The 24,645-nt window shown below is 66.7% G+C and carries 24 protein-coding genes and 2 pseudogenes; 12 read left to right on the top strand and 14 right to left on the bottom strand.

Annotated features, from left to right (window positions below; all coding sequences use genetic code 11):
• The first annotated feature begins 72 nt into the window (after positions 1-72).
• Genes K3M35_RS09645 through K3M35_RS09635 form a run of 3 tightly spaced genes read left to right on the top strand, consistent with a single transcriptional unit; the run spans position 73 to position 1,949 of the window.
• Positions 73-840 carry a hypothetical protein gene (locus K3M35_RS09645; RefSeq protein WP_230811237.1) on the top strand — a complete coding sequence of 256 codons (768 nt, stop codon included), beginning with the start codon at positions 73-75 and terminating at the stop codon, positions 838-840.
• A gap of 4 nt (positions 841-844) precedes the next feature.
• Positions 845-1,636, top strand: coding sequence for a hypothetical protein (locus K3M35_RS09640; RefSeq protein ID WP_259443800.1), 792 nt, complete (start codon positions 845-847; stop codon positions 1,634-1,636).
• A gap of 13 nt (positions 1,637-1,649) precedes the next feature.
• Positions 1,650-1,949, top strand: a complete 300-nt coding sequence (locus K3M35_RS09635; RefSeq protein ID WP_220666334.1) for a YbaB/EbfC family nucleoid-associated protein — start codon at positions 1,650-1,652, stop codon at positions 1,947-1,949.
• A 122-nt stretch (positions 1,950-2,071) separates the two neighbouring features.
• On the opposite strand, the gene K3M35_RS09630 is transcribed toward K3M35_RS09635, so the two are convergent.
• The 4 genes from K3M35_RS09630 to K3M35_RS09615 all read right to left on the bottom strand — a co-directional run bounded on the left by K3M35_RS09630 (position 2,072) and on the right by K3M35_RS09615 (position 7,246).
• Positions 2,072-4,189 (bottom strand): catalase, encoded by a 2,118-nt coding sequence (locus K3M35_RS09630; protein ID WP_019290428.1) that lies wholly within the window; start codon positions 4,187-4,189, stop codon positions 2,072-2,074.
• A 97-nt stretch (positions 4,190-4,286) separates the two neighbouring features.
• The gene (locus K3M35_RS09625) at positions 4,287-4,943 is read right to left on the bottom strand and encodes a superoxide dismutase family protein (protein WP_033098111.1); all 657 of its coding nucleotides are present in this window, start codon (positions 4,941-4,943) and stop codon (positions 4,287-4,289) included.
• An 85-nt stretch (positions 4,944-5,028) separates the two neighbouring features.
• Complete coding sequence (locus K3M35_RS09620; protein WP_220666333.1) at positions 5,029-5,775, bottom strand: Clp protease N-terminal domain-containing protein; 747 nt, start codon at positions 5,773-5,775, stop codon at positions 5,029-5,031.
• Positions 5,776-5,824: 49 nt separating this feature from the next.
• Complete coding sequence (locus K3M35_RS09615; protein WP_259443799.1) at positions 5,825-7,246, bottom strand: wax ester/triacylglycerol synthase domain-containing protein; 1,422 nt, start codon at positions 7,244-7,246, stop codon at positions 5,825-5,827.
• Positions 7,247-7,465: 219 nt separating this feature from the next.
• Between K3M35_RS09615 and K3M35_RS09610 the strand changes: the two genes are divergently transcribed.
• The 7 genes from K3M35_RS09610 (at position 7,466) to K3M35_RS09580 (ending at position 15,551) form a co-directional block, all read left to right on the top strand.
• The gene (locus K3M35_RS09610; protein ID WP_033098136.1) at positions 7,466-8,521 is read left to right on the top strand and encodes an ABC transporter substrate-binding protein; all 1,056 of its coding nucleotides are present in this window, start codon (positions 7,466-7,468) and stop codon (positions 8,519-8,521) included.
• Between the two features lie 20 nt (positions 8,522-8,541).
• Positions 8,542-9,945, top strand: a complete 1,404-nt coding sequence (locus tag K3M35_RS09605) for an LLM class flavin-dependent oxidoreductase (protein WP_064256019.1) — start codon at positions 8,542-8,544, stop codon at positions 9,943-9,945.
• Positions 9,946-9,970: 25 nt separating this feature from the next.
• Positions 9,971-10,858: an ABC transporter permease gene (locus K3M35_RS09600; RefSeq protein ID WP_220666332.1), complete on the top strand. Its 888-nt coding sequence runs from the start codon at positions 9,971-9,973 to the stop codon at positions 10,856-10,858.
• A complete protein-coding gene (locus K3M35_RS09595) occupies positions 10,834-11,556 on the top strand; it encodes an ABC transporter ATP-binding protein (protein WP_019290435.1) in 723 nt (240 codons plus the stop codon). Before K3M35_RS09600 ends, K3M35_RS09595 begins: the two co-directional genes overlap by 25 nt.
• A gap of 125 nt (positions 11,557-11,681) precedes the next feature.
• Complete coding sequence (locus tag K3M35_RS09590) at positions 11,682-12,398, top strand: SOS response-associated peptidase (protein ID WP_217579324.1); 717 nt, start codon at positions 11,682-11,684, stop codon at positions 12,396-12,398.
• A 67-nt stretch (positions 12,399-12,465) separates the two neighbouring features.
• Positions 12,466-13,725 (top strand): glycosyltransferase 87 family protein, encoded by a 1,260-nt coding sequence (locus K3M35_RS09585; RefSeq protein ID WP_217579325.1) that lies wholly within the window; start codon positions 12,466-12,468, stop codon positions 13,723-13,725.
• Between the two features lie 164 nt (positions 13,726-13,889).
• Entirely contained in the window at positions 13,890-15,551 is a 1,662-nt protein-coding gene (locus K3M35_RS09580; RefSeq protein WP_217579326.1) for a catalase, read from the top strand.
• A 74-nt stretch (positions 15,552-15,625) separates the two neighbouring features.
• On the opposite strand, the gene K3M35_RS09575 is transcribed toward K3M35_RS09580, so the two are convergent.
• From K3M35_RS09575 to K3M35_RS26870, 10 genes and pseudogenes are all read right to left on the bottom strand, one after another.
• Positions 15,626-16,624 carry an MDR family oxidoreductase gene (locus tag K3M35_RS09575; protein ID WP_024102576.1) on the bottom strand — a complete coding sequence of 333 codons (999 nt, stop codon included), beginning with the start codon at positions 16,622-16,624 and terminating at the stop codon, positions 15,626-15,628.
• A gap of 46 nt (positions 16,625-16,670) precedes the next feature.
• Positions 16,671-18,953, bottom strand: coding sequence for a cation-translocating P-type ATPase (locus tag K3M35_RS09570; RefSeq protein ID WP_217579327.1), 2,283 nt, complete (start codon positions 18,951-18,953; stop codon positions 16,671-16,673).
• Between the two features lie 26 nt (positions 18,954-18,979).
• On the bottom strand, positions 18,980-19,942 hold the full coding sequence (locus tag K3M35_RS09565) for a hypothetical protein (protein WP_220666331.1): 963 nt from the start codon (positions 19,940-19,942) through the stop codon (positions 18,980-18,982).
• Entirely contained in the window at positions 19,939-20,145 is a 207-nt protein-coding gene (locus K3M35_RS09560; RefSeq protein ID WP_039584454.1) for a heavy-metal-associated domain-containing protein, read from the bottom strand. The genes K3M35_RS09565 and K3M35_RS09560 overlap by 4 nt, the downstream gene beginning before the upstream one ends.
• Positions 20,146-20,174: 29 nt before the next feature.
• Positions 20,175-20,522 carry a metal-sensitive transcriptional regulator gene (locus tag K3M35_RS09555; protein ID WP_033098102.1) on the bottom strand — a complete coding sequence of 116 codons (348 nt, stop codon included), beginning with the start codon at positions 20,520-20,522 and terminating at the stop codon, positions 20,175-20,177.
• Positions 20,523-20,769: 247 nt separating this feature from the next.
• Positions 20,770-20,976, bottom strand: a complete 207-nt coding sequence (locus K3M35_RS09550) for a hypothetical protein (RefSeq protein ID WP_217579329.1) — start codon at positions 20,974-20,976, stop codon at positions 20,770-20,772.
• A gap of 45 nt (positions 20,977-21,021) precedes the next feature.
• Complete coding sequence (locus tag K3M35_RS09545; RefSeq protein WP_217579330.1) at positions 21,022-21,663, bottom strand: dihydrofolate reductase family protein; 642 nt, start codon at positions 21,661-21,663, stop codon at positions 21,022-21,024.
• Between the two features lie 82 nt (positions 21,664-21,745).
• Positions 21,746-21,910: a hypothetical protein gene (locus K3M35_RS09540; RefSeq protein WP_217579331.1), complete on the bottom strand. Its 165-nt coding sequence runs from the start codon at positions 21,908-21,910 to the stop codon at positions 21,746-21,748.
• Positions 21,911-22,025: 115 nt separating this feature from the next.
• Positions 22,026-22,460, bottom strand: a pseudogene (locus tag K3M35_RS26875) (MFS transporter); the annotation flags it as partial.
• Between the two features lie 65 nt (positions 22,461-22,525).
• Positions 22,526-23,002, bottom strand: a pseudogene (locus K3M35_RS26870) (MFS transporter); the annotation flags it as partial.
• Positions 23,003-23,059: 57 nt separating this feature from the next.
• Between K3M35_RS26870 and K3M35_RS09530 the strand changes: the two are divergent.
• A complete protein-coding gene (locus tag K3M35_RS09530; RefSeq protein ID WP_220666330.1) occupies positions 23,060-23,443 on the top strand; it encodes a MerR family transcriptional regulator in 384 nt (127 codons plus the stop codon).
• 427 nt (positions 23,444-23,870) lie between these two features.
• Positions 23,871-24,563 (top strand): pentapeptide repeat-containing protein, encoded by a 693-nt coding sequence (locus K3M35_RS09525; protein WP_217579334.1) that lies wholly within the window; start codon positions 23,871-23,873, stop codon positions 24,561-24,563.
• Positions 24,564-24,645 lie beyond the last annotated feature (82 nt).

Here is a 24,645-nt window from a genome sequence, read left to right as displayed (position 1 = left end):
TCGTCATCTTCACGAATACACGTTATCGAAAGGTCCGCAATGAATTATCCGCCGAGGCTATTCGTAGCGGTAATGAGTGCTCTTGCAATCGCTGCAACGGCATGTACAACCAACGAGATCACACCGGTCGAGACCAGCCGGCCTCCCGCCACGCCGACGATCTATCAGCCACCCGGACAGGTCCGAAACTCCACCTTCGTGTGGTCCGCAGAACCGGGAATCGACCTTGCGGATCAACGCAGCATCCTCACCCGAGCCGCGTACGAATCCATGATCATCGCCCACTACGGCGGACTCGATACCACCTATCCCGGGTTCGCCGGAGCACTCGTCCCTTCCTACGCACGCAAAGTCCCAACTGCGCTGGAAACGTCCCTCGTCGGAACATTTCGGGCGCACATCCTCCAGGTGCTCGATACGGCGGCTGGGTTCAAAGCAACCGTGTGCACCCAATGGTCGAAGGTGGGCATCAGGGTCCGAGACGGCGACTATCGCATCAACCAATTTTCCGGGCAGGAGGAATTTGTCGAGTTCACCCGTGACACCGAGGAACATCGGCTCGAAGGGCAACTCCACAGGCACGACCCGGAACCACCGACACCAAGCGATCAGTACCTGACTTCTCTCCCCACCACCGAGCACCAATGGTCCGCTCCTACGGAAGATCTGTTCACCGATACCGGACTCAGAATCGACTTCGGGGGCGACTTGGGCGAAACGATGTATCGATGCGAAGCATGGGGTCGCAGCATCGAACCCAGCTTGCCGCCCTACAGAAGTTCCGAAACCATCATCTCCCCCACCCCACCCGAAACCCTGCCCGCCTACCCGGGCTGGTGAGAACATGAACCGAATTATTTGCGCTGCAATAGCATTCCTTGTCGGATCATCCCTACTTGCAAGCTGCACACCCGATCGAGCGCCGGCACCGGTTGCGCCCCAGACCATCATCACCGCCGAGTACGAACCACCCGGACAGGTCCGAAGTTCCACCTTCGTGTGGTCCGCAGAACCCGACGTCGACCTGTTCGATGAACGCGGCAGGTTGATTCGCGCAGCACAGGAATCGAAGATTATCGCCTACTACGCAGGAATCGATGTCACATACCCAGGCTTCGCCGAGGCGCTCGATCCACACTACGCAATCGGGATCAGTACAACACTGCAGACATCTCTCGCTGGCACCATCCGCGCACATATCCTCGAAATCAACGACATACACGAGGGATTCAAAGCGACCATCTGCAGTCAAGAATCGAATTTGGCCACACGAGTACGCGATGAGGACTATCGGATCAAGGTTTTCTCCGGCCGTGAAGAGTTTGTGGAATTCGGCCCGACAACCGAAGCGCACCGCCACGAAAAATGGATGCAACGGCACGAACCACCGCGCCCCGCGCCGGAAACACAATACTTGTCGGCGCTCCCCACCTCTGAGCATCGATGGTCTGCCCCAACGGAAGATCTGTTCACCGGAACGGGACTGACAGTCACCTTCGGCTCCGACCTCGGCGAGACGATGCATCGCTGCGAGGAGTGGGGTCGCAGTATCGAACCCGATGTGCCGGACAGAGGGTCCGAGCTCATCATCTCCCCCACCCCACCCGAAACCCTCCCCGCCTACCCGGGCTGGTGAGAAAGGAACCGTGTTGACGTATCCAGAAGAACTCTCCATCGCCGTCAGGCGTGTGCAGGACACGATCGAACGGATAGTAGGCAACGGATCGGTCCACGGCATCCGTATCAGCGTCACCCCGACCGGCCGCATCGTCGCCCTCGAGATCCCGCCCGAGGCGTACAACTGGTCGCCGGACGTGCTCGCGACTCGCATTACCGCCGCCCACGACCTCGCATCCGCGGACGCCGACGAGCAGGCCCGCTACGCGCGCGTCGAGTTGGCCGACGACCCGCGTATCCGGCGCATCGTCTCTGGGATCGGGCAACGCTGACCTCGAGGTGAACGGCCCGTAAATAACAACTGGCCGCAGCGATAAGAATCAGCTGCGGCCAGAGGTAACGAAAGAATAACTTGGGGCACCCGAAACCGTAAGCCCGTCTCAGGTGAGGTCTGTCACAAAGTGTCTCGTTGCCACACCCGGTGGGTACCGAGCAGATCGAGCACCTGCGTAACCGCCGTCTGGGGATCGTCCGCGACGACGACACCCGGTGCCGCCAGACCCTCGAGTGCCGCAGCTCCCGGACCCCACGCCGCCAAGGTTTTCTGGTGGCGGAACGTCTCGTCCACGAGGATCTGCACCCTCTTATCTGCGGGTGCAGCGGCCAGAATGACCGCGTCGAACTCGATCGAGCGGGCCGTGAGGAAGGTGCGCGAGATCGGCACGACTCCCCCGAGCATCCCGCCGTGCGGGGCGACGACCAGCGGGACGCAGTCGGCCGCGTCCACGGCCTGCACGGCCGCGAGCACCTGATCGACGTCGGTGGTGTCGTCGGCGACGATGCCGATCAACCGGCCCTGCACGGGCCACGTCTTGCCGACCTGCGCCAGCGCGGGGCTCTGCGGGAGATCGGAGACCTCGACGGTCGGCTTCGGAGCGGGCAGACCGAGACCGGCCGCCACCTTCTCGCACAACCCGGTGTCGATGTTCGCCAGGATCTGCAGCTGCCGCTCCTTGATGGACTGCTCGTAGCACTTGCCCAGCTCGAAGGTGTAGGCGTAGGCCACGTGGTCCTGCTCTATCTCCGACAGGCTCAGGTAGAACTGGCGGACCTGCGTGTAGTGGTCGTCGAACGACCGGGAGACCTCACGCTCCTTCTTCGCCGCCGGTACCTCCACCGGCAGGTCGACGAAGGCACCCTCGGTGACACCGGCCATGAACGGGCATCCCGCGTCGAGCGAGTTCGGCTTGTACGGAGCGACACCGGTGTGGACGGCGTGCTGATGGAAGCCGTCGCGGAACATGTCGTTGACGGGTGCGTGCGGACGGTTGATCGGGATCTGCCCGAAGTTCGGTCCACCGAGTCGCGTCAGCTGGGTGTCGAGGTACGAGAACAGGCGGCCCTGCAGCAGCGGATCGTCGGTGACGTCGATGCCCGGGACGAGATGGCCCGGGTGGAAGGCGACCTGCTCGGTCTCGGCGAAGAAATTGGTGGGGTTGGCATTGAGGACCATCGTGCCGATGATCTGCACGGGCGCGAGTTCCTCGGGGACGATCTTGGTGGGATCGAGCAGGTCGATGCCTTCGAAGACCTGCTCCGGGGTGTCCGGGAAGACCTGTACGCCGAGATCCCATTCGGGGTAGGCACCGGCCTCGATCGCGTCGGCGAGGTCGCGGCGGTGGAAGTCGGGATCGAAGCCGTTGATGAGCTGGGCTTCCTCCCACACCAGCGAATGCACGCCGAGCCGCGGCTTCCAGTGGAACTTCACCAGCGCGGTATCACCCTCGGCGTTGACCACACGGAAGGTGTGGACGCCGAAGCCCTCCATCATGCGGTAGGAGCGCGGGATGCCGCGGTCGGACATGTTCCACATCGTGTGCGCCGTGGCCTCGGTGTGGAGCGAGACGAAATCCCAGAACGTGTCGTGAGCGCTCTGTGCCTGCGGGATCTCGCGATCCGGGTGCGGTTTGGCCGCGTGGACGACGTCCGGGAACTTGATGGCGTCCTGGATGAAGAACACCGGGATGTTGTTGCCGACGAGGTCGAAAGTGCCTTCCTCGGTGTAGAACTTCGTCGCGAAGCCACGAGTGTCGCGTACCGTGTCGGCCGAGCCACGGGAACCGAGCACCGTCGAGAACCGCACGAACACCGGTGTCTCCACGTCCTTCTGGAGGAACTGGGCACGCGTGATCGAGCTTGCGGCACCCGTCGCGCGGAAAACGCCGTGGGCACCGGCGCCGCGGGCGTGCACCACGCGCTCCGGGATGCGTTCGTGGTCGAAGTGGGTGATCTTCTCGCGGAAGTGATGATCCTGCAACAGGATCGGCCCGCGCCGACCGGCCTTGAGCGAGTGGTCGGTATCCGTCAGCCGCGCCCCCTGAGCCGTCGTCAGGTACTCGCCCTGCTGGGCACGGCCGCGCGGCAGATCCGCGGGAGTGCCGGTGGCCGTCCTGACCTCGGGCTCCGCCTGATCGGGCTTGGGCTCGGGCGGAGTCGTGGGCGTCGTGGGTTCCTCCACGGGTGGCACGGTGGACGAGGGAACACCGGGGATCTTCGGGGTGTCGGCGGGCATGGGAACTCCGATTCGTGTGCTGTCGTCGGGGCTGGACACGTCTTTCCCACGGCTACCCGGAAGGACGGCGGCCAAACGCGGCGGCGGGGCCGTCGGGTCAGAAGTCCTCGTCGATGCAGGCGAGCCGGTCGCCGGCCTGTCCGGCCTCACCCGGTGCGGTCTTGGTGTGCTGTGCGTGGAGCACCACCGAGTTGGCTTCGCCGTCGCGGAACTCCCAGTCGACGGTCGTGGACGCCTCGGCGTTGCCCTGCGCGTCGGTGGTGATGTCGAGCCAGATCTCGTTCTGCGGATTGGCGTAGGCGGGATCGGTGGACGGGGAGTCGGGGTTCGCCGCCGGGTCGACCCGGTTCTGGTAGTGCGGCCCCGAATCGGACGGGTTCGGCCCGCACGGCCGGGTGTGGACGTGCGCCCCGAAGTCCCGATCGGGTTGCAGACCCATCACCCTGAGGGTGACGGTGGTCCGGCCGTTCTCCTCTTCGGATTCGACGTCGAAGGTCGCGCCGACCGGCACGGCCGCTTCGTCGTAGGTGAAGGCATTGTCGTCGTCGCCTCCCTCGTTCGGGAGCCCGAAGGCGTCGCCACTCATCCCGGGCAGCGGCGTGGGCATGGAATCGGTGGTGGTGGTCGTGAGCGAAGTGGGTGGGGTCTCGACGGTGGTCTCGGTGTCGGTGGACGAGTCGTCGCTGCTGCACCCGGCAGCCACGAGCGTGGCGACGGAGAAGCCCGCGACGAGACATGCGTGACGTGTGTTCATGACTTCGACGTACCCCGAGGGGCCGTCGGCGAACCTGGCCGCAGGGAACGTGCCCGCGCCGGGGGCGCGCATGCCCTGCCCGGCGCTACGACCCGGCCTCGCCGTCCTCGGCCTTCTGTGCCTCGACGATCGCGGCGAGATCCTCCGCGACCTTCTTCTCCACGGCGCTCTTGTTCACGCCGGCCGCCGAGAGCACGCCGTCGCCGTTCTCGAGTTCGAGGAGCGCGAGGAGGATGTGCTCGGTGCCGATGTAGTTGTGCCCGAGTCGCAGGGCTTCGCGGAAGGTCAGCTCGAGGGCCTTGCGGGCACCCGCGTCGTACGGGATGAGTTCGGGGACGTCGCTCGACGGTTCGGGGAGTGTCGCCACGGCGGCCGAGCGCAGCGCCGCGAAGTCGACATCCTGGGCCGCGAGTGCGCGGGCGGCGAGCGACTCGGTGTCGACGAGCAGACCGAGGATCAGATGGACGGGCGTGATCTCGGGGCTTCCCGTGGCACGCGCTTCGTTCATCGACGCCATCACGGTGTTCTGCGCGCGCGGGGTGAATCGCGAGAACCCCTGCTCGGGGTCGAGGTCGTTGTCGCTCTTCGAGACGAACCGTTTCTGGGCTGCCTGCTTGGACACGCCCATGCTCTGCCCGATCTCGGACCACGACTTGCCGGACCGTCGGGCCTGATCGACGAAGTGGCCGATCAGGTGATCGGCGACCTCACCGAGGTGGTCGGCCGCGATGACGGCATCGGAGAGTTGTTCGAGCGGATCGTCGTGGACCTTCTTGATCGCATCGATGAGGTCGTCGAGCCGGATGGGATGGGACGGCCGAATGGGTTCCATGCGTCAACTCTAAGTTGACGCATGGTTTCCGTCAACCTTGGGTTGACGATCAGGTTTGCGCGGTCGTCGTAGCGGAGAGCGAGACCTCGATGCGCGTGCCCTCGCCTCCCACGGCGAGCACGTCGCCGAAGCCCTCCACCAGCGACTCGACGAGGACGGGCAGGTCGGGGACGGCGGCGGAGTCTGCGTTGATTCCGATGCAGCAGTGGCTCGTGTGCGACATCAGCGTGATGTTGACGGCCGAACCGACGGTGGGAGCGAACGGGTAGTACCTCAGCACCTCCGCCCCGGCCATGTACAGCGGGATCGGGGAACCCGGGACGTTCGACGCGAGAAAGTCGATGTGCTCGAGGATCCCACCCAGCACACCGGCCGGGAGCACGTTGAGCACACCCGCGATGGCGGACGAGAGCGGCACGGCCGGTTCGTCCCGCCACGACCGGACGATCCGGTCCACCCGGTGCATCGACGCGACCGGATCGGCGACATCGAGGGGAAGAGCGAACCGCGCCAGGGTGATCCGGTTTCCTCCGATCGCGTCACTCTCGCGCCGGAGACTGATCGGCAGCGTCGCCCTCAGTTCGGCGACCTGCGCGCCGTGCCGGGAATGGTAGTGCTTCAGCCCCAACAGGATTCCGGCCAGGAAAGCGTCGTTGAGCGAGGAGTCCGCTGCCCGTCCGGCCTGCCGCAGAGCGTCGAGCGGCAGATCGAGGGCTGCGACCTCCCGGACGGTGCTGCGGCCGATCATCACCGGGGAGAGCGTCGTGAACACCGGTTGCACGAACCGGGCCGTCGAGCGGGCCGTGTCCACCACGCTGCGCAGCGCCGCGACCGGATTCGTCACCGACCTCAGACCGGAACGCACGAGCCACGGCACACCCCTCCCCACTATCTCGCCGGCCGTCGAGAGGTACCAACCCACGGAATCGGCGAGGGCCGACGCCGGAGCCGAGGTCGGCGGATCCTCGGGCAGTGGCCCGCGGTCGGTACCGTCGCGCTCGAAGTCGACCATCTCGTTCGCGATCTGAATGCCGCCGATGCCGTCGGTGAGCGAGTGGTGCACCTTGAGAACGATCGCGGCGCGACCGTCGGCGAGGCCGTCGACGATCGTCGCCTCCCAGAGGGGACGGTCCTTGTCGAAGGCCGACATCGCCGCGGCGCGCACGAGCGGGAGCACGGCGTCCAGTCCCCCGGGATGCGGGAGCGCGATGCGCCGCAGATGCCAGGACAGGTCGAAGTCGGGGTCGTCCACCCATCGCGGTGGGGTCCGCCCGAACGGGGATTCGACGAGCTTGCGGCGGAAGCTCGGCACCGCACGTGTTCCGCGCTCCATCATCCCGACGAAGCGCTCCTGGTCGGGTGACCGGTCGAGCAGAGCCACCGCGACGATCGTGGACCGCAGGACGGGGTCCTTCTCCATCCGCCACGACATCAGATCCGGCTGCGACATGTGCCGACCGTCCGCACCCATGCGCACCACCTCCCGCCTCCGGTTCTCCTCGCACGGTAACCGCCGCGATGTGCGGATACCGGCGATATCGGCCCGCGAACAGCACCGATGGGCCGGATCGAGGACCTTTCGCTCATGCTGACGCAAACCCTGGTCCCCCGCCGACGGATCGCACAGGATCGGTGACGACTTCGACGCCGTCGAAGTTCGCTCCCCATCGCCAGTACCGTGAGGAAGTCCATGCCCCGTCTACGTCGTGCCGGATCGACGGCCGTCATCGCGCTCCTTCTGACCGCGGTCGCGGCATGTAGCTCCGGTTCCTCGGGCGACGGCCTCGCTTCCGACAGCGCGCTGCCCACGGAGATCCCGGCGGGCACCAAGCTCGTCATCGCCGACCAGGGTGAGCGACAGCTGTCCCTCCTCACCGGTTCCGGACAACTCGACGCCTTGCCGTTCGAGTACGAGTTCGCGACCTTCCAGGGCGCGCCCGCGATCCTCGAGGCCTTCCGCGCCGACGCGGTCGACGTCGCGTGGGCCGGCGAGATCATGACCGTCCAGTCGCTGGTCGCCGGTGACGACGTGCAGGTCGTCGCGGCCATGCAGACGAACAACAGCCTCAACATGGGCATCGCCCCGAACGCTTCGGACATCACGACGCTCGCGGACCTGAAGGGCAAGCGCATCGGCTACGCCGAGGGCACCTCGCAGCAGGCCTTCGTGCTCCGCGGTCTCGACAAGGCAGGCCTGTCGGTCGACGACGTCGAGCTCGTGTCGATGTCGCTGCCGGACTTCCCGGATGCACTGCGCTCCAACCAGATCGACGCCGCCCCGATGAGCGAGCCGGTCTTCTCCCGGTACATGCAGACCCCGGGTGCGACGTCGCTGCCGCGCCCCGAGATCGAGGACCTCAGCGAAGGCATCTCGTACCTCTACTCGAGCAAGAAGGCCCTGTCCGACCCGGCGACCGCCGCAGCGGTCCGCGCCTACGTCACCGCGTACATCACGTCCGTCGACTGGGCCGACAACAACCGCGACGCGTACATCGACACCTACTTCGTGAAGAGCCAGGGCCTGACGGCCGAGGCCGGCGAGCGCATCCTCGACACCTCCGGGATCACCACCTTCCCACACCTCGACGAGGAGCTCATCGCGACCCAGCAGCACACCATCGACGTGATCAATGCCGCCGGTGAACTGCCCAAGCCCGTCGACGCCGCCGACGCCTTCGATCTGCGCTTCGACGAGGTCGTCACCGAAGCGGTCGCCGAGACCGGCGCCTCCCACACCCGCAGCTGACCTTCCGAGGGGAATCCGACATGACGAACCGCCAGCTCAACCTCAACGCCTTCATCTACCCGACCGGCCACCACGAGGCCTCGTGGCGCCATTCCGGCAGCGTGCCCGAGCGTCTCTACGACGTCACCTACTTCCAGGAACTCGCCCGCCTCGCGGAGAGCGCGAAACTCGACGCGGTGTTCTTCGCCGACGGTCCGGCTCTGCGCACCGAGGTGAAATACCGTCCGGACTACGGCCTCGAACCGATCACCACGCTGGTCGCGATGGCCACGGTCACCACGCATCTCGGGCTGATCGCCACGGCGTCGACCACCTACTACGAGCCCTACAACCTCGCCCGGTTGTTCTCCTCGCTCGATCACATCTCCGGTGGCCGCGCCGCCTGGAACATCGTCACCACCGCGACCGACGCAGCGGCAGCGAACTTCGGGTACACCGAACACCCCGACGTGCACGAACGATACGCCCGGGCACGCGAATTCGTCGACGCCGCGATCAAGCTGTGGGATTCGTGGGAGGACGACGCACTCGTCCTCGACAAGACCGCCGGCGTCTACGCCGACCCGGACAAGATCCACCGCATCGACGTCGAGGGTGACTACGTCAAGGTGCGCGGCCCGTTCGGTTCGGCCCGCTCGCCGCAAGGGCGCCCGGTGCTCGTGCAGGCCGGATCCTCCAACGACGGCCGCGATTTCGCGTCGACCTACGCCGAGGCGATCTTCACCGCGCACCAGCGCATCGAGGACGCCCAGGCCTTCTACACCGACATCAAGACCCGCGCAGCAGCATTCGGACGCAACCCCGATCACGTGAAGATCCTTCCCGGCCTGAGCCCGTTCATCGGCGCAACCGAGGCCGAAGCGAAGGAACTGCATCGCGAGTTCAACGAACTCACCATCGTCGAATACGGTCTCGGGCAGCTCCAGAAGATGGGCCGCATCGACGTGTCCCGGCTCGAGTTGGACGAGAAGGTGCCGGTCGAATTGTTCGCCGGCGCAGGCGACATCACCGACAACAACAACAGCCGCCGCCTGGTCTTCGCGAAGATCGTCGAGCGCGAACAGCCGACCCTGCGTCAGCTGCTGCACAAGCTCGCCGGCGCACGCGGCCACAACGTCGTCGCGGGCACGCCGGTGCAGATCGCCGACATCATCGAGGAGTGGTTCACCAACGGCGCCGCCGACGGCTTCAACATCATGCCGCCGCAGTACCCGCAGGGCCTCGAGGCGTTCGCTTCCCAGGTGGTGCCGATCCTGCAGGAGCGCAGCCTGTTCCGGACCGAGTACACCGGCACCACCCTGCGCGACCACTACGGCTTGCCGCGTCCGGAGAGCCAGTACGCACACGAACTCGCCCTGTCCGGTGCCACCGGTGATTTCGCACCGGGCGGCGCCACCGGCGACTTCGCACTGTCCGGCGTCTGATCGAACCGACGAAAGGACTGGAGCCATGAGCGTCTCCGTCGAACCCCGGCGTTTCGGCAGTGGCCTGGCCGGTGACGCCGACACCGACCAGAAGCCCGACTCCGGCGCGACGGCCGACCTGTCGCCGCGCACGACCCGCAGCCGCCTCGCTCCCGGCAAGCCGATCAAGTTCGGCCTGGCGATCGGCCCGGCGCTGCTGCTGGTGGCATGGATCGTCACCTCGGTCACCGGGGCACTCGATCCGAAGACCCTCTCGGCGCCGTGGACGGTCGTCACCACCGCATGGGAACTGATCGGCGACGGGCGACTGCAGTCGAACCTGTGGACCTCCGTCCAGCGCGCCCTGATCGGCGGGGTCATCGGCGTCGTCCTCGGACTGGTGCTCGCACTGGCCGCCGGCCTGTCGCGCATCGGTGAGGCGCTGATCGACGGACCGGTGCAGATCAAGCGCTCCATCCCCACCCTGGCCTTGATGCCGCTGGCGATCCTGTGGTTCGGCATCGGCGAGGAGATGAAGATCCTGCTCATCGCCCTGTCGGTCTTCGTCCCCGTCTACATCAACACCTACTCGGCGCTGCGCGGCATCGACGCCCGTTACGTCGAACTGGCCGAGACGCTGGATCTGTCCCGCGCCCAGTTCGTCCGGCGCATCGCCCTGCCGGGGGCGCTGCCCGGTTTCTTCACCGGCCTGCGCCTGGCGGTGACCATCTCGTGGCTGGCCCTGGTGGTCGTCGAGCAGGTCAACGCTTCGAGCGGTATCGGCTACCTGATGTACCAGGCCCGCAATTACGGCATGACCGAGATCATCATCGTCGGACTGGTGGTCTACGCGATCCTCGGATTCGGCAGCGACCTGCTGGTCCGTGCGGCAGAGAGGAAGGCGCTGGCATGGCGCAGGACGATCGGCAACTGACCGTACGCACCCGGGGACTGAGCCGCGGCTTCGACGGACGTGCGGTGCTGAACAACATCGACCTCGAGATCGCCCCCGGCGAGTTCGTGGCACTGCTCGGCCGCAGCGGCTCGGGCAAGAGCACCCTGTTGCGTGCCCTGGCCGAACTCGACCACGGCGTGCCCGGTTCTGGCACCCTCGAGGTGCCGCAGAAGCGGGCGGTGGTCTTCCAGGACTCGCGACTGCTGCCCTGGGCGCGGGTGCTCGACAACGTGATCCTCGGCCTCGACGGCGACGACGCCGCCGAGCGCGGCCGCACGGCCCTGGCGGAGGTCGGGCTCGCCGGACGCGAGAAGGCCTGGCCCACCGAGCTGTCCGGGGGTGAACAGCAGCGGGTGTCGCTGGCGCGGTCGCTCGTGCGCGAACCCGAACTGTTGCTCGCCGACGAACCGTTCGGTGCCCTCGACGCACTGACGAAGATCAGGATGCACGGACTGCTGCAGGAACTGTGCGCCAAGCACCGGCCCGCGGTCCTGCTCGTCACCCACGACGTGGACGAGGCTATCGCTCTCGCCGACCGCGTGCTCGTGCTCGACCACGGCTCGTTCGCCGTCGAACTGACCATCGACCTGCCGCATCCGCGAGCCGATCACGTCGTCGAGATCGCGGAGTACCGCCGCACCCTGCTCGAGGCACTGGGGGTCGAGGTCGCCGTCTGAGCGATCCACGCTGTCTCCGATGGAGCGACCCCCCCCGCTCCGTCTCCGTCCGAGCGATCCGCTCCGGAGCGATCGATGAGAGAGAATCGAATCGTCGCTCCGGAGTCGCCGACGGGAGATGCATCGTGTGTGGACGCTATGCCAGCACCAGTACCCGTGGGGATCTGCTCGCGGCCTACGACGCCGTCGAGGCAGTGGGTGAGGAACTGCCCCCGTCGTACAACATCGCCCCCACCCAGCGCGTGAACGTCGTGCTCGAGCGGGCGCCACGCGAGGACCCGGATGCCGAGCCGATCCGCATCGTGTCCTCGCAGATCAAGTGGGGGCTCGTGCCGTTCTGGGCGAAGGACCCGAAGATCGGGTCGCGGATGATCAACGCCCGGTCCGAGACCATCACCCAGAAGCCGGCCTTCAAGGCGGCCGCGGCGAAGCGGCGGTGCGTGCTGCCGGCCGACGGATACTACGAGTGGATGAAGGGTGAGGACGGGAAGAAGATCCCGTTCTTCCTGCACGCGGACGGGCCGATCTCGATGGCCGGGCTCTACGAGCTGTGGCAGGACCCGGAGCTGCCGGAGGACCATCCCGACCGCTGGTTGTGGACGTGCACCGTGCTGACCCGTCCGGCGACCGACGCCGCCGGGCACATCCACGAACGGTCGCCGGTGATCCTGCCCGACACCTTCGTCGATCCGTGGCTCGATCCCGACCTGAAGAACCGCGACGACGTCGACGCCCTGCTGAATTCGATTCCCGAACCGACCCTCGAACCGTACGAGGTGAGCACGGCGGTCAATTCGCCGCGGAACAACAACCCCGACCTGCTGCGTCCTGTCGATTCGTGATATTTCGGCCGTATGGCGTTCCCCACGTCGGACCGGAACGAATATCGGAATTGACTAAAGTTGCCGGGTGCGACAATCACGGCTGACTCCGACCGGTTCGACGACGCCTCCGTTCCTCACCGGATCTCGCGGTACCGCCGTCGCGGTGATCGCGTCGCTCGTCTCCGCGGGTGTGCTCATCGCGATCCTCGTCAGAAGCGAACTCATCGACTTCCTGGTCTACCGGATGGGCGCGCGGGTCCTGCTCGACGGCGCCGACATCTACGGGCAGATGCCTCCGGTGACCGATGACTTCGCGTTGCCGTTCACCTACCCGCCGCTGTCGGCGATGCTCTTCGCTCCCCTGGCGCTGATCCCCGTGACGTTCGGCAAGATCGTCTTCACCCTCGTCTCGGTCGCCGCGCTCGTCGTCACCCTACGGGTCGTGCTGGACCGGCTCCGTCCGGACTTCGAGGCGCGGACGGCGTGGATCGTCACCGCGGTCGCGGTCGCCGGAGCACTGTTGCTCGAACCCGTGCGTGAGACGATCTCGTTCGGGCAGATCAACCTCGTCCTGATGGCGCTCGTCGCCCTCGACGTCCTGGTGAAGACCCCGAAGTGGCCGCGCGGAATGCTGATCGGACTGGCCGCCGCCGTCAAGCTCACGCCCATCGCGTTCCTGCTGCTGTTCCTGCTGCGGCGCGACCGGCGGACCAGTGCCATCATCATCGCGTCGACCTTCGGGTTCACCGCCCTCGCATTCGCCGTGATGCCCGCGACCTCCGCGAAGTACTGGCTGGACACCCTGCCCGACACCGGCCGGATCGGCGCGGCGTACTTCGCCACCAACCAGTCCTTCAAGGCCGTGATCTCCCGCTTCGGGCCGCCCGAACTCATGGCTTCCGTGCTGTGGCTGCTGGCCGTCGCGGTGATGCTGCTGGTCGCGGTGGTGGCCATCCGCCGTGCCCTCGAGCAGGGCGATCTCGTGCTCGCCCTGTTCGCGAACGCGACGGCCGTGCTGCTGGCGTCGCCGGTGTCGTGGTCGCACCACTGGGTGTGGGTCGCGCCGGCACTGCTGGCCCTCGCACTAGCGGCGGGGCGCGCAACCGATGCGCAGAGACTCACCGCGATCGCCGTCGGCGTCACGCTCGTTTTCCTGATCGGCCCGCACCACCTGTTCCCCACGGGAGGCGATCTCGAACTCGGCTGGGCCGCATGGCAGCACCTGCTCGGCACGCTCTACGTCACGGTCGGATTCGGATTCCTGCTCTGGCTCGCCTTCGGTCGGCGGACCGATCCGGACTCCGCCTCACCGAAACAACTGCCGAACGCGGAGACCGCGAGTTGATCGTGTAGACGGTGCGCCGGTTGTCGGGCATCCGGGTTGTTGTTCGCGAAAGGCCGACGAGAACCCGGAAAGAACGTAATAGTGAGAGGATGTCGCCCCCGCACAGGACGGTCGACAACTCGATTACGAGAAAGCCCATCAACTGCATCCGAGGGGAGAACACCGTGACCGATGTTTCGTCGCAGGGCCCGGCCCGGAGTGACGACCGACGTGTGTTGACGAACCGCCAGGGCCATCCCGTATACGACAACCAGAATCAGAGGACGGTGGGCCCACGCGGACCCGCGACGCTGGAGAACTATCAGTTCCTCGAAAAGATCAGCCATTTCGATCGAGAACGCATTCCGGAAAGAGTGGTGCACGCGCGCGGTTTCGTCGCCTACGGATATTTCGAAGCCACCGGGAAATGGGGCGATGAACCCATCACGAACTACACGCGCGCAAAACTCTTCGCCGAGCCGGGGAAGCGGACCGACGTCGCCATCCGGCTCTCCACGGTCATCGGTGGACGCGACTCATCGGAAACCGCCCGCGATCCGCGAGGTTTCGCGGTCAAGTTCTACACCGAGGACGGTAACTGGGATCTTGTCGGAAACAACCTCGCGGTCTTCTTCATTCGCGACGCGATCAAGTTCCCCGACGTCATCCATTCGCTGAAGCCCGACCCCGTCACTTTCCGGCAGGAACCCGCACGCATCTTCGACTTCATGTCGCAGACCCCCGAAGCAATGCACATGCTGGTGAATCTGTTCAGTCCCCGGGGCATTCCGGCCAACTACCGGACTCAGCAGGGCTTCGGGGTCAACACCTACAAGTGGGTCAACGCCGAGGGCGTGACACACCTCGTGAAATACCATTGGATTCCGAAGATCGGTGTCAAGAGCCTGACCGAGGACGACGCGGCGGCCATTCAGGCGCACGATCTCGGGCATGCCAGCAAGGACATGTACGAGGCCATCGAGCGCGGTGACCATCCCGAATGGGAACTGCGCGTACAGATGATGAGCGACGACGACCATCCGGAGTTGAACTTCGACCCCCTGGACGACACGAAGGTCTGGCCGGAGAACGAATTCCCCGCCATGCCGGTCGGCAGGATGGTGATCGACCGCAACGTCGAGAACCACTTCCTCGAGAACGAACAGATCTCCTTCGGCACCGGCGTCCTCGTCGACGGACTCGACTTTTCCGACGACAAGATGCTCGTAGGACGCACGTTCTCCTATTCCGACACGCAGCGTTACCGGGTGGGTCCCAATTACCTGCAACTTCCGGTCAACTCGGCGAAGAACGCCCACGTGGCCACCAATCAGCAGGGCGGACCGATGGCATACGGCGTCGACGATGTCGGCGACAACCCGCACGTGAACTACGAACCGTCCATCACCGGCGGTCTGCGCGAGGCCGAGGTCCCGACCCACGACGATCAGGGGCCGGAGATCCGGGGTCGTCTCACGCGCAAACGTATTCCGCGTACCAACGACTACGAGCAGGCCGGTCAGCGCTACCAGCTCATGGAGCAGTGGGAGAAGGACGACCTGGTGAAGAACCTCGTCGACGGTATCGGTCAGGCCGTCCGCGACGTGCAGGAGCGGATGGTGTGGCACTTCTTCATGTGCGACGACGAGCTCGGACAACGCGTCGGCGACGGACTCGGTATCAGTGCCGACGACGTACGGGATCTACCTCCGTTGCAGAGCCAGACCCTCGACGAGGACGAACTGCAACGCGCAGCGAATCTCGGCAAGAACGGTCCCCGTGATGTGACCGGATTACAGATGACGCATTGCGTGCCCAACGAGCGCGAGGTCCACGCGTCCTCGTAGCGTCCGTCCGTCTCGGCCCGGTGGGCAGTCACTTGTCGAAGTGGCTGCCCACCGGTCGTTCTCCGGAACCGTTCTCAGGCGGTGACGTCGACGACCACCCGGCCGCGCACCTTGCCCGCGAGGATCTCCTCGGCTAGTCGCGGGACGTCCGAGAGCGGTTCGACCCGCGACAGCGAATCCAGGGTGCTCGCAGGCAGATCGCGGGCGAGACGATCCCATGCCGACCGGCGCAGCGGAGCCGGCGCCATCACCGAGTCGACGCCCAGCAAGGCGACGCCGCGCAGGATGTGCGGCATCACCGTGGCATCGGGCATCGACGGCGACTCCGTGAGACCGCACGCGGCGACGGCACCGCCGTAGCGGATCTGCGACAGCACGTTCACGAGCGTCGAACCGCCGACCGCGTCCACCGCGGCATCCCAGCGTTCCTTGCCCAGGGGCCGGCCCTTGCCCTGCAGTTCGGCGCGGTCGACGAACGACGACGCACCGAGTTCGCTCAGGAAGTCGTGGGTCTCGGGACGGCCGGTCGCGGCGACGACCGTGTGCCCCGCGGCAGCGGCGAGGGCGACGGCGATCGACCCGACGCCACCGGCCGCGCCGGTGACGAGCAGTTCCGCGTCCGATGCGATCCCGTACCGCTCGAGCGCGTCGAGGCACAGGGCGGACGTGTAGCCGGCGGTGCCGATGGCCATGGCGTCGCGGGTGGAGAAGGCGTCGGGGATGCGCACGAGCCATTCGGGCTTCACACGCTGGCGCCGGGTGTACCCGCCAGACTGGGTCTCGGACAGACCCCAGCCGTTGACGACGACGCGGTCGCCCGGCTTCCAGTCGGGATTGCTGCTCTCGAGGACGGTCCCGGCGAGATCGGCTCCGGCGACCAGCGGGGTGCGTCGCGCCATCTTCTGCGGTCCCGCGATCACGAGACCATCCTTGTAGTTCAGCGAGGAGTACTCGACCTCGACGAGGACGTCGTGGTCGGGAAGGTCGGTGTCGGTCAGTTCGCGGAACTGTGCCACCTGGCCGTCGTCGGTGTCGTCGACGACCAGGGCACGGAAGGAGGACTGCTGTGTCATGGATCCGATCCTGACAGGCCGTCCTCCTCCCTGCAGCCTAAAGCGGTCAGGCCGCGTGTGCGCGGAACCGTCGCAGTCGCAGGCTGTTGGAGACCACGAAGACCGACGAGAACGCCATCGCGGCACCGGCGAGCATCGGGTTCAGCAGGCCCGCGGCCGCCAGCGGCAGTGCCGCGACGTTGTATGCGAACGCCCAGAACAGGTTGCCCTTGATCGTCGTCAGCGTCCGGCGCGACAACCGGATGGCGTCGACCGCGACCATGAGGTCGCCGCGGACCAACGTCAGGTCGCTCGCCTCGATCGCGACGTCGGTGCCCGTGCCCATCGCCAGGCCCAGGTCGGCGCGGGCGAGCGCCGCGGCGTCGTTGACACCGTCGCCGACCATCGCGACCACCGCGCCTTCGCGCTGGAGTCGCTCGACCACGTCGACCTTGTCGGTGGGCAGCACGTCGGCGATCACGTCGGCCTCGTCGATGCCGACCTCGGCCGCCACGGTGTGCGCGACGGCGGCGTTGTCGCCGGTGAGCAGGATCGGACGCAGGCCGAGTTCCCGCAGTTCGGCGACGGCCTTCGCGGAGGTCGGCTTGACTGCGTCCGCCACGACGACGATGCCGCGGGCCTTTCCGTTCCAGCCGACGGCGATGGCCGTGCCACCGGACTTCTGGGCCTGCTCGAACGCCTGCTGCAGCTTCTCGGAGAGGTGCTGCGACCAGTCGGCCAGCAGCTTCGGGCGTCCCACCAGCACCGCGCGGCTGGTGTCGCCCTCGACGAGCACTCCCTGGACACCGAGACCCTCGACGTTCGTGAAGTCCTCGACCTGGGGCAGGCCGCCGAACCTGTCCGCAGCAGCTTCGCTGACGGCACGTGCGATCGGGTGTTCCGACGCCGACTCGAGTGCCCCGGCGTACCGCAGCACCTCGTCGGCGTTCTCACCGTCGTCGGCGACGACCTCGCGCAGGGTCATCCGGCCGGTGGTGACCGTGCCGGTCTTGTCGAGGACCACGGTGTCGACCGAGCGGGTCGATTCGAGGACCTCGGGGCCCTTGATGAGGATGCCGAGCTGAGCGCCGCGACCGGTACCGACCATCAGCGCGGTCGGGGTGGCCAGGCCGAGGGCGCAGGGGCAGGCGATGATCAGCACGGCGACCGCCGCGGTGAAGGCCGCCGCGGGCCCGTTGCCGGTGCCGAGCCAGAAACCGAGGGTGCCGGCCGCGATCAGCAGGACGATCGGCACGAAGATGCCGGAGATCCGGTCGGCCAGACGCTGCACCTGGGCCTTGCCGTTCTGGGCGTCCTCCACCAGCTTCGCCATCTGCGCGAGCTGGGTGTCGGAGCCCACGCGGGTCGCGCGCACCACAAGTCGTCCACCGACGTCGACCGTTCCGCCGACGACACTGTCGCCCACACCGACCTCGACGGGAACCGATTCACCGGTCAGCATCGACGCGTCGACCGCCGACGTGCCCCGTTCGATCACACCGTCGGTGGCGATCTTCTCGCCCGGGCGCACGACGAACAGATCTCCGACCGCCAACTGCTCCAACGGAATTCGGGTCTCGGTGGTCCCGTCCGGTCCGAGGACCGCGACGTCCTTGGCTCCGAGTTCGAGCAGGGCACGCAGGGCGGCGCCGGCACGTCGCTTCGACCGTTGCTCGAAGTAGCGCCCGGCGAGGATGAACGTCGTGACACCGGCCGCGGCCTCGAGATAGATGTTGCCGCTGCCGTCGCCCCGCGCGATGGTGAACTCGAACGGGTGGACCATCCCCGGTTCACCCGCCGTTCCCCAGAACAGGGCGTAGACCGACCACCCTAGGGCGGCAAGGGTTCCCAGCGACACGAGCGTGTCCATGGTGGACGTGCCATGACGCAGGTTGATCCACGCCGCCCGGTGGAAGGGCCAGGCACCCCACACCACGACCGGCGCGGCGAGGGTGAGCGAAAGCCACTGCCAGTTGGTGAACTGCAGGGCCGGGATCATCGCCATCGCGATCACCGGCACCGTCAGGATCGCCGAAACGACGAGCCTGTGACGAAGCGGCGCAACGGGATCGGATTCGGGCACGTCACCGGTCCGGCCGGTCGCCTGCGCGGACGGCGGCGGCAGTGCGGCGCCGTAGCCGGCCTGCTCGACGACCGTGACGAGATCCTCGGGTGTCACGTCGTCGGGGTAGCTGACCTTCGCCTTCTCCGTGGCGTAGTTGACGGTCGCGGTGACGCCGTCGAGCTTGTTGAGCTTGCGCTCGATGCGATTGGCGCAGGATGCGCAGGTCATGCCGGTGATGGCGAGCTCGATCGATTCGGCGGCGACCGGCTGACTCTGCGTGGTCATGTGCGTCTCCTCGGAAGAATGGGCCGTCAGCGGCCGGAATGGCTGTGGTCACCGTGTGCGCCGGACCCCGGCTGCACCTCGCCGGTGCCTCCGGCGGTGAGGGTGAAGGCCGCGGTGCGAACCACTCCGTCGTGCTGGAAGTCGAGATATAGGTGATAGGTGCCGGCACTCGGGACGGAGGTGTGGAAGACGACCTCGGGACCGGGTCGTGTGGTGCCGTCGCCGGGTGTCCCGTCCGGATGGACGTGCAGATAGGCGAGGTCGCCGCCGCGCAGCGCCACCAGGTGTCCGTAGGCACCGAGATAGGGCTGCAGGTCGGTGAGCGGCCGTCCGTCCTTGCTCACCGTGAGGGTGAGCATCGCGTCGCTGCCCGACGACAGGTCGCCGTCGAGGGTGACCTCGTAGTCGTCGACGGTTGTGGTGCGGTTGTCGGCCTGCGGTGCGGCAGGAACGAATTCGCCTGCCACCGCGAGGTCGGTGCCCAACGTGAGCGGCTCTCCCCCGGTGGGTGTGAAGTCGGTGAAGACCCGCCACGTGCCGGGCGTGAGGTCGACGTCGACGGACCAGATGCCGGTGTTCTCGTCGAGCACGGGATGGACGTGCTGGAATCCGGTGAAGTCGCGGCGCACGGCGATCAGGTGCAGCTCTTTGTCGTGGGTGACGTCGAAGTCGGTCACCGGCGCGCCGCCGGGACCGTTGATCGCGAATGTCAGGTTCCTGTCCTCGCCCGACTCGAGGTCGGTCTCGGCGAGTGCGAGGGCATAACCGTTCCGGTACGTCATCAGACCTCCCGGGATCTCCTCCACAGCAGGTGTTTCGGCGGCGCTGCCGGTGACGGTGCCATTACCGTGACCGGCGTCGTGGGCGCTCGCGGTCGGATCCTCGGTCTGCTCTTCCACCGGGCCGACGGCCGCGCCGACGAGCAACGCGATACCGAAGACAGCGGCTACGGCGGTGACGAAGCCGGTGAGCTTGGCCGGGGTGTTCATGCGAGGCTGTAGCCGGCCTCCTCGACGGCGGCCGCGACGGCGGCATCGTCGAGGGACTCGGCGCTCGTGACGGTGACGGCACCGGTGGCCAGATCGACCGCGACGTTCTCGACGCCCGGGATCTCCTGGACCTCTTCGGTGACCGACGCGACGCAGTGCTCGCAGGTCATGCCAGTGACGGTGTAGGTGCTGGTCCGGCTCATGGAAACTCCTCGGATACGGGTCTGGACGATCAGGAACGGACGAGTCGCGCGATGGCGTCGCCGGCTTCCTTCAACTTGAGGTCGGCCTCGTCGCCGCCGGCGCGCACGGCACCGGCCACGCAGTGCGCCATGTGCTCGTCGAGCAGACCGAGCGCGACGGCCTCGAGGGCCTTCTTCATCGCCGCGATCTGCGTGAGGATGTCGATGCAGTACTTCTCTTCCTCGACCATCCGCTGCAGGCCGCGGGCCTGCCCCTCGATGCGACGCAGTCGCTTGAGGTAGTCGGCCTTGGTGTTGTTGGCGATATAGCTGTGCTGATGCGCGTCGTCGTGTGCGACGGCATCGGTGTGCACGGTCTCGCTCGGGGTATTCGGCATCGGAATCGTCCTTGTCGCGTCGGTCGTCCTGCCAGATACCATACCCCCCTAGGGTATGCACGGCAACCAACAGACTGTGCAGGCTATTTGCGCAGGTAGAGGCGCATGACATCGTGATGGCTGCAAGAGTGCCCAGCATCCCTCGAAAATGCGGGGCCGCTCCGAAGAGGTTCCGTAGCCGGTGGACGACATGCCCGAGCGCCTCACGAGGCGATCGAGCGCCTCGTAGCCGATTCGTCGCGGGACGTCACGGCACGTGCATCATCTTCCCGGCGAGGGTGAACAGCCGGCGGGAGAGCCGGATGACAGGGATACCCAGTGGGATCAGCAGGATCGTCACGCACCACACCGCACCCAGGAGCATCACCACGGCGGCGACGATCCCCAGAACGGTGCCGAGCAGGGCGGTGAGAAGTCCGAGCACGACATTCAGTAGGCCACTCAGAGCACGCATGACGACCTCCTAGCCACACCCCCATTATGCGCCGCCCCCGGGTGTTCACTTCCTCCAGAACAGGTGATGCATCACCCCGCTCGTGCTGGGCACGACCTCGAGGTGGAAACGATCCCGTAGTTCGTCCGGGGAGTCCCAGAGCTTCAGGCCGGCGCCGTACCGCACCGGCGACACCACCACGTGCATGGTGTCGACCAGATCGGCGTCGAGGAACTGCCGGATGGTGGAGACGCCACCCCCGAGGCGGACGTCCTTGCCCTGCGCGGCGGCGCGGGCCTGATCGAGCACCGCGGCCGGTTCGCCGTTCACGAAGTGGAAGGTGGTGTCGGCGAGCGTGAAGGACGGGCGTTCGTGGTGGGTCAGGACGAACACCGGGGTGCGGAAGGGTGGCTCATCGCCCCACCAGCCCTGCCACTCGTGGTCCTTCCAGGGACCCCGCTGGGGTCCGAACTTGTTGCGTCCCATGATCTCCGCACCGATGTTGCAGGAGAAATCCCGGATGAAGTAGTCGTCGAGTCCGCGGCTCCCGCCGGGCTCGGTGCGCAGGTTCCAACTCGCCGTGGCTGCGGCCCACTCGAACATCGGGCTCGGATCCAGGCCGAAGGGACTTTCGGCACTCTGGTCCTTCCCCGCGCCGATCCCGTCGCTCGACACGGTGAAGTTCTGTACTCGCAGCAACTGGCCCACTCTCTTCTCCTCGCATCCCAATCGCACCGGTACGAAGAGGAAGACCCCGGGAACCACGCGAAGTCATCGGCCGCTGCGCGGATCACGGAGACGGTTCCGGCGCCGTCCGGGCGAGGAGCACGAGAGCGACTGCACCGACCGCGGTGACGACCAGGGCGACCGGGGCCAGACGGTCGACACCGGAACCGACGACCACGCCCCCGAGAGCGGCACCGGCGGCGACACCGAGGTTGAAGGTCGCGACCACGACTCCGCCGGCGGTCGTGCGAAATCGCGCGGATGCCAGTCGGAGGACCCCGGACTTGCATCGCGGGCGGGAACACCCCGGAGACGAGCCCCCACAGCACGATCGCGAGCACGAACAACACCGGCACGGTCGGCGCGACGGCCACGATGACGAAGGCCGTGAGCAGAACGAGGACCGTGGCGGGGATGGTTGCTCTCGGCCAGCGGTCCGACAACCATCCGGAGGCGGGGACACCGACAGCGCCGGTCGCTCCGAACATCGCCAGGAGAATCGGCAGGGATCCGGATCCGAACCGAGCCTCGTCGGTGACGATCATCGAGATGTAGGTGAACACCACGAAATGTCCCAGGAGCACCAGTGTTCCTGCCAGAGCCGTGCCCGTCGACGCGATCGCGCTGCGGTCCCATCCCGAGCCCGAGATGTGCTCGTCCGCCCCGGGGCTCCCACCGCCTCCGGTGGTCCTCCCGGGGTCGGTGAGGATCGGTGCGAGGGCGATCGCGGTGACGGCCAGGACCGCCGATGCCACACCGAAGACGCCGCGCCAGCCCACGACGTCGACCAGTGCCGCCCCGATCGGAAGACCCAGCAGTCCGCGACGGCCGGACCCGCGAGCACGATCGCCAGGGCCCTCCCGATCCGGTCGGGGTGCACGATCTCGGAGACGTACACGACGATCACCGCCCAGAAGACGCCGTGCGCGGCCGCGGAGACGATCCGGCCGGCGAGGACGATCTCGAAGGTTGGAGCGAGCGACATCGCCAGCACCGCGGCGGCCACCACCGCGAGCGCGGCCGGGAGCAGCCGGGTGCGGCGGACGTTCCGCGTGACCCGGACGAGCGGCATGCTGGTCACGGCGATCGTGAGCGCCCACGCGGTGACCAGACCTCCCACCACGGCAGGTTCGACGCCCAGGCCGTTTCCGATCTGCAGGAGGAGTCCAGACGGGAGCATCTCCACGGTCACCATCGCGAAGGTCGAGAAGGACAGGGTGATCAGCGTCGCCCAGGGAAGTGCGTGATCTGTCGAAGAAGCGTTCGAAATCGTCGTTGCCGTGGGAATTCTCGTCGGTTCACGTGCGTCGGTATCGGTCATGGCACCATGCTGAACGTTGACATCGGTGTCAAGGTCAAGCCCGAAACGGGGAGAGTCATGCGAATCGGTGAACTGTCCCGGCGAACCGGCCTCAGTACCCGGATGCTGCGGTACTACGAACAGGAAGGCCTGATCCATCCCGAACGAGGTGCGAACGGATATCGCGACTACACCGACGACGACGTGGCGCGCGCGAAATTGATCCGCAACCTCGTCGGCTCGGGCGTGCCCACACGCTTGGTCGCGATCGTCCTCGAGCAGCACGACGACCGGGATGGCACGTGGACGAGCAAGTACGACAGAGACTTTGCCGCTCGTCTCGTCGGCGAGATCGAGGATCTCGACGGCTGGATCGCCTGCCTGACGCGTAGTCGCGAGGCCCTCGGCGAGTTGCTGCGCCTCACCCTGACGCACGTGGGGTCGCGCGAGGCGAGCGTCTGAACGCGGGCTCTTCCCGAGGTCCGACGACAGCCGTCCGGCCCGCTGACACCGCCCGTGCCGACTGGTATTTTCGTGGCCAGTGATCAGCACCGTGTATCCGTGAGACAGATGTCCCGCGCCGTCCGCGAACCGCGCCTGCAGGCGGCGGTGATTCCGTGTGCCCCGAGAGGGAACCCGCGTCAGGGTTCCCCGATCCCGCCGTGCATCGGAATCGACTCTCGGAGTTTACATGTTCACCCCATCGCTTCACTCGTCCCCGTCGCCGACCGTTCATCGATCCGACCTCCAGGGCGACTGCAGCCGTTGCTTCGCACTGTGTTGTACGGCTTTCGGTTTCACGAGGTCTTCGGATTTCGCCGAGGACAAGCCCGCCGGGTCACCGTGCCGGCACCTCGATGCGTCCTTCGCGTGCACCATCCATGAGACGTTGCTGTCCCGCGGTTTCCGCGGGTGCACGGTCTTCGACTGTTTCGGTGCGGGACAGGCGGTCTCCCAGCGGTTGTTCGCCGGCGCGAGCTGGCGGGACCGACCCGACACCCGTGACCGGATGTTCTCGGCGTTCGCCGTCGTAAAAGAACTGCACGAGATGATGTGGCATCTGCTCGAAGCCCAGCAACGCACCTACGATCCGGAACTCGCGGACGACGCGCGGGAGCTCGTCGCATCCCTGGACTCCCTGACCCGAAGGAGCGTGGACGAACTCGAGTCCCTCGAGATCGACGGGATACGCGCATCCGTTCGACCGGTCCTGCTGGAGGTCAGTGCGGAGGTCCGGGCTTCGTACTTCGCGGACGACGGACGGATGAATCCCGATCTCCTCCCCGGCGCCGATCTCGCCGGCACCGACCTGCGCGGCCACCGGTTGTGCGGCGCCGACCTGCGGAATGCACTGCTCATCGGCGCCGACCTACGAGGATGCGACCTCGCGGGGGCGGACCTGCTCGGTGCGGATCTCCGCGGCGCGCGGGTGGAGGACGCCGATCTGTCCCTCGCTCTGTATCTCACCGGACCGCAACTCGCCGCCGCGCACGGCAATCGACGCACCCGGGTGCCCGCGGGCGTGCCGGTACCGCGGAGTTGGCTCGACGTCTATCCAGTCCAGTGCCATAGTGTGGACTAGCGAAACATATTTTAGCTACACGGTTGCGGAACTCTTACCCATCTGATATTAATCAGACTCCAGTCTCCATGGAAATGCTTTT

The sequence above is a fragment of the Rhodococcus sp. DMU2021 genome (assembly GCF_019641445.1).
In the GTDB taxonomy this organism is placed as follows: domain Bacteria; phylum Actinomycetota; class Actinomycetes; order Mycobacteriales; family Mycobacteriaceae; genus Rhodococcus; species Rhodococcus pyridinivorans.
Note: the sequence above shows the minus strand (reverse complement) of the source record. Positions and strands in the feature narration are given on the sequence as shown.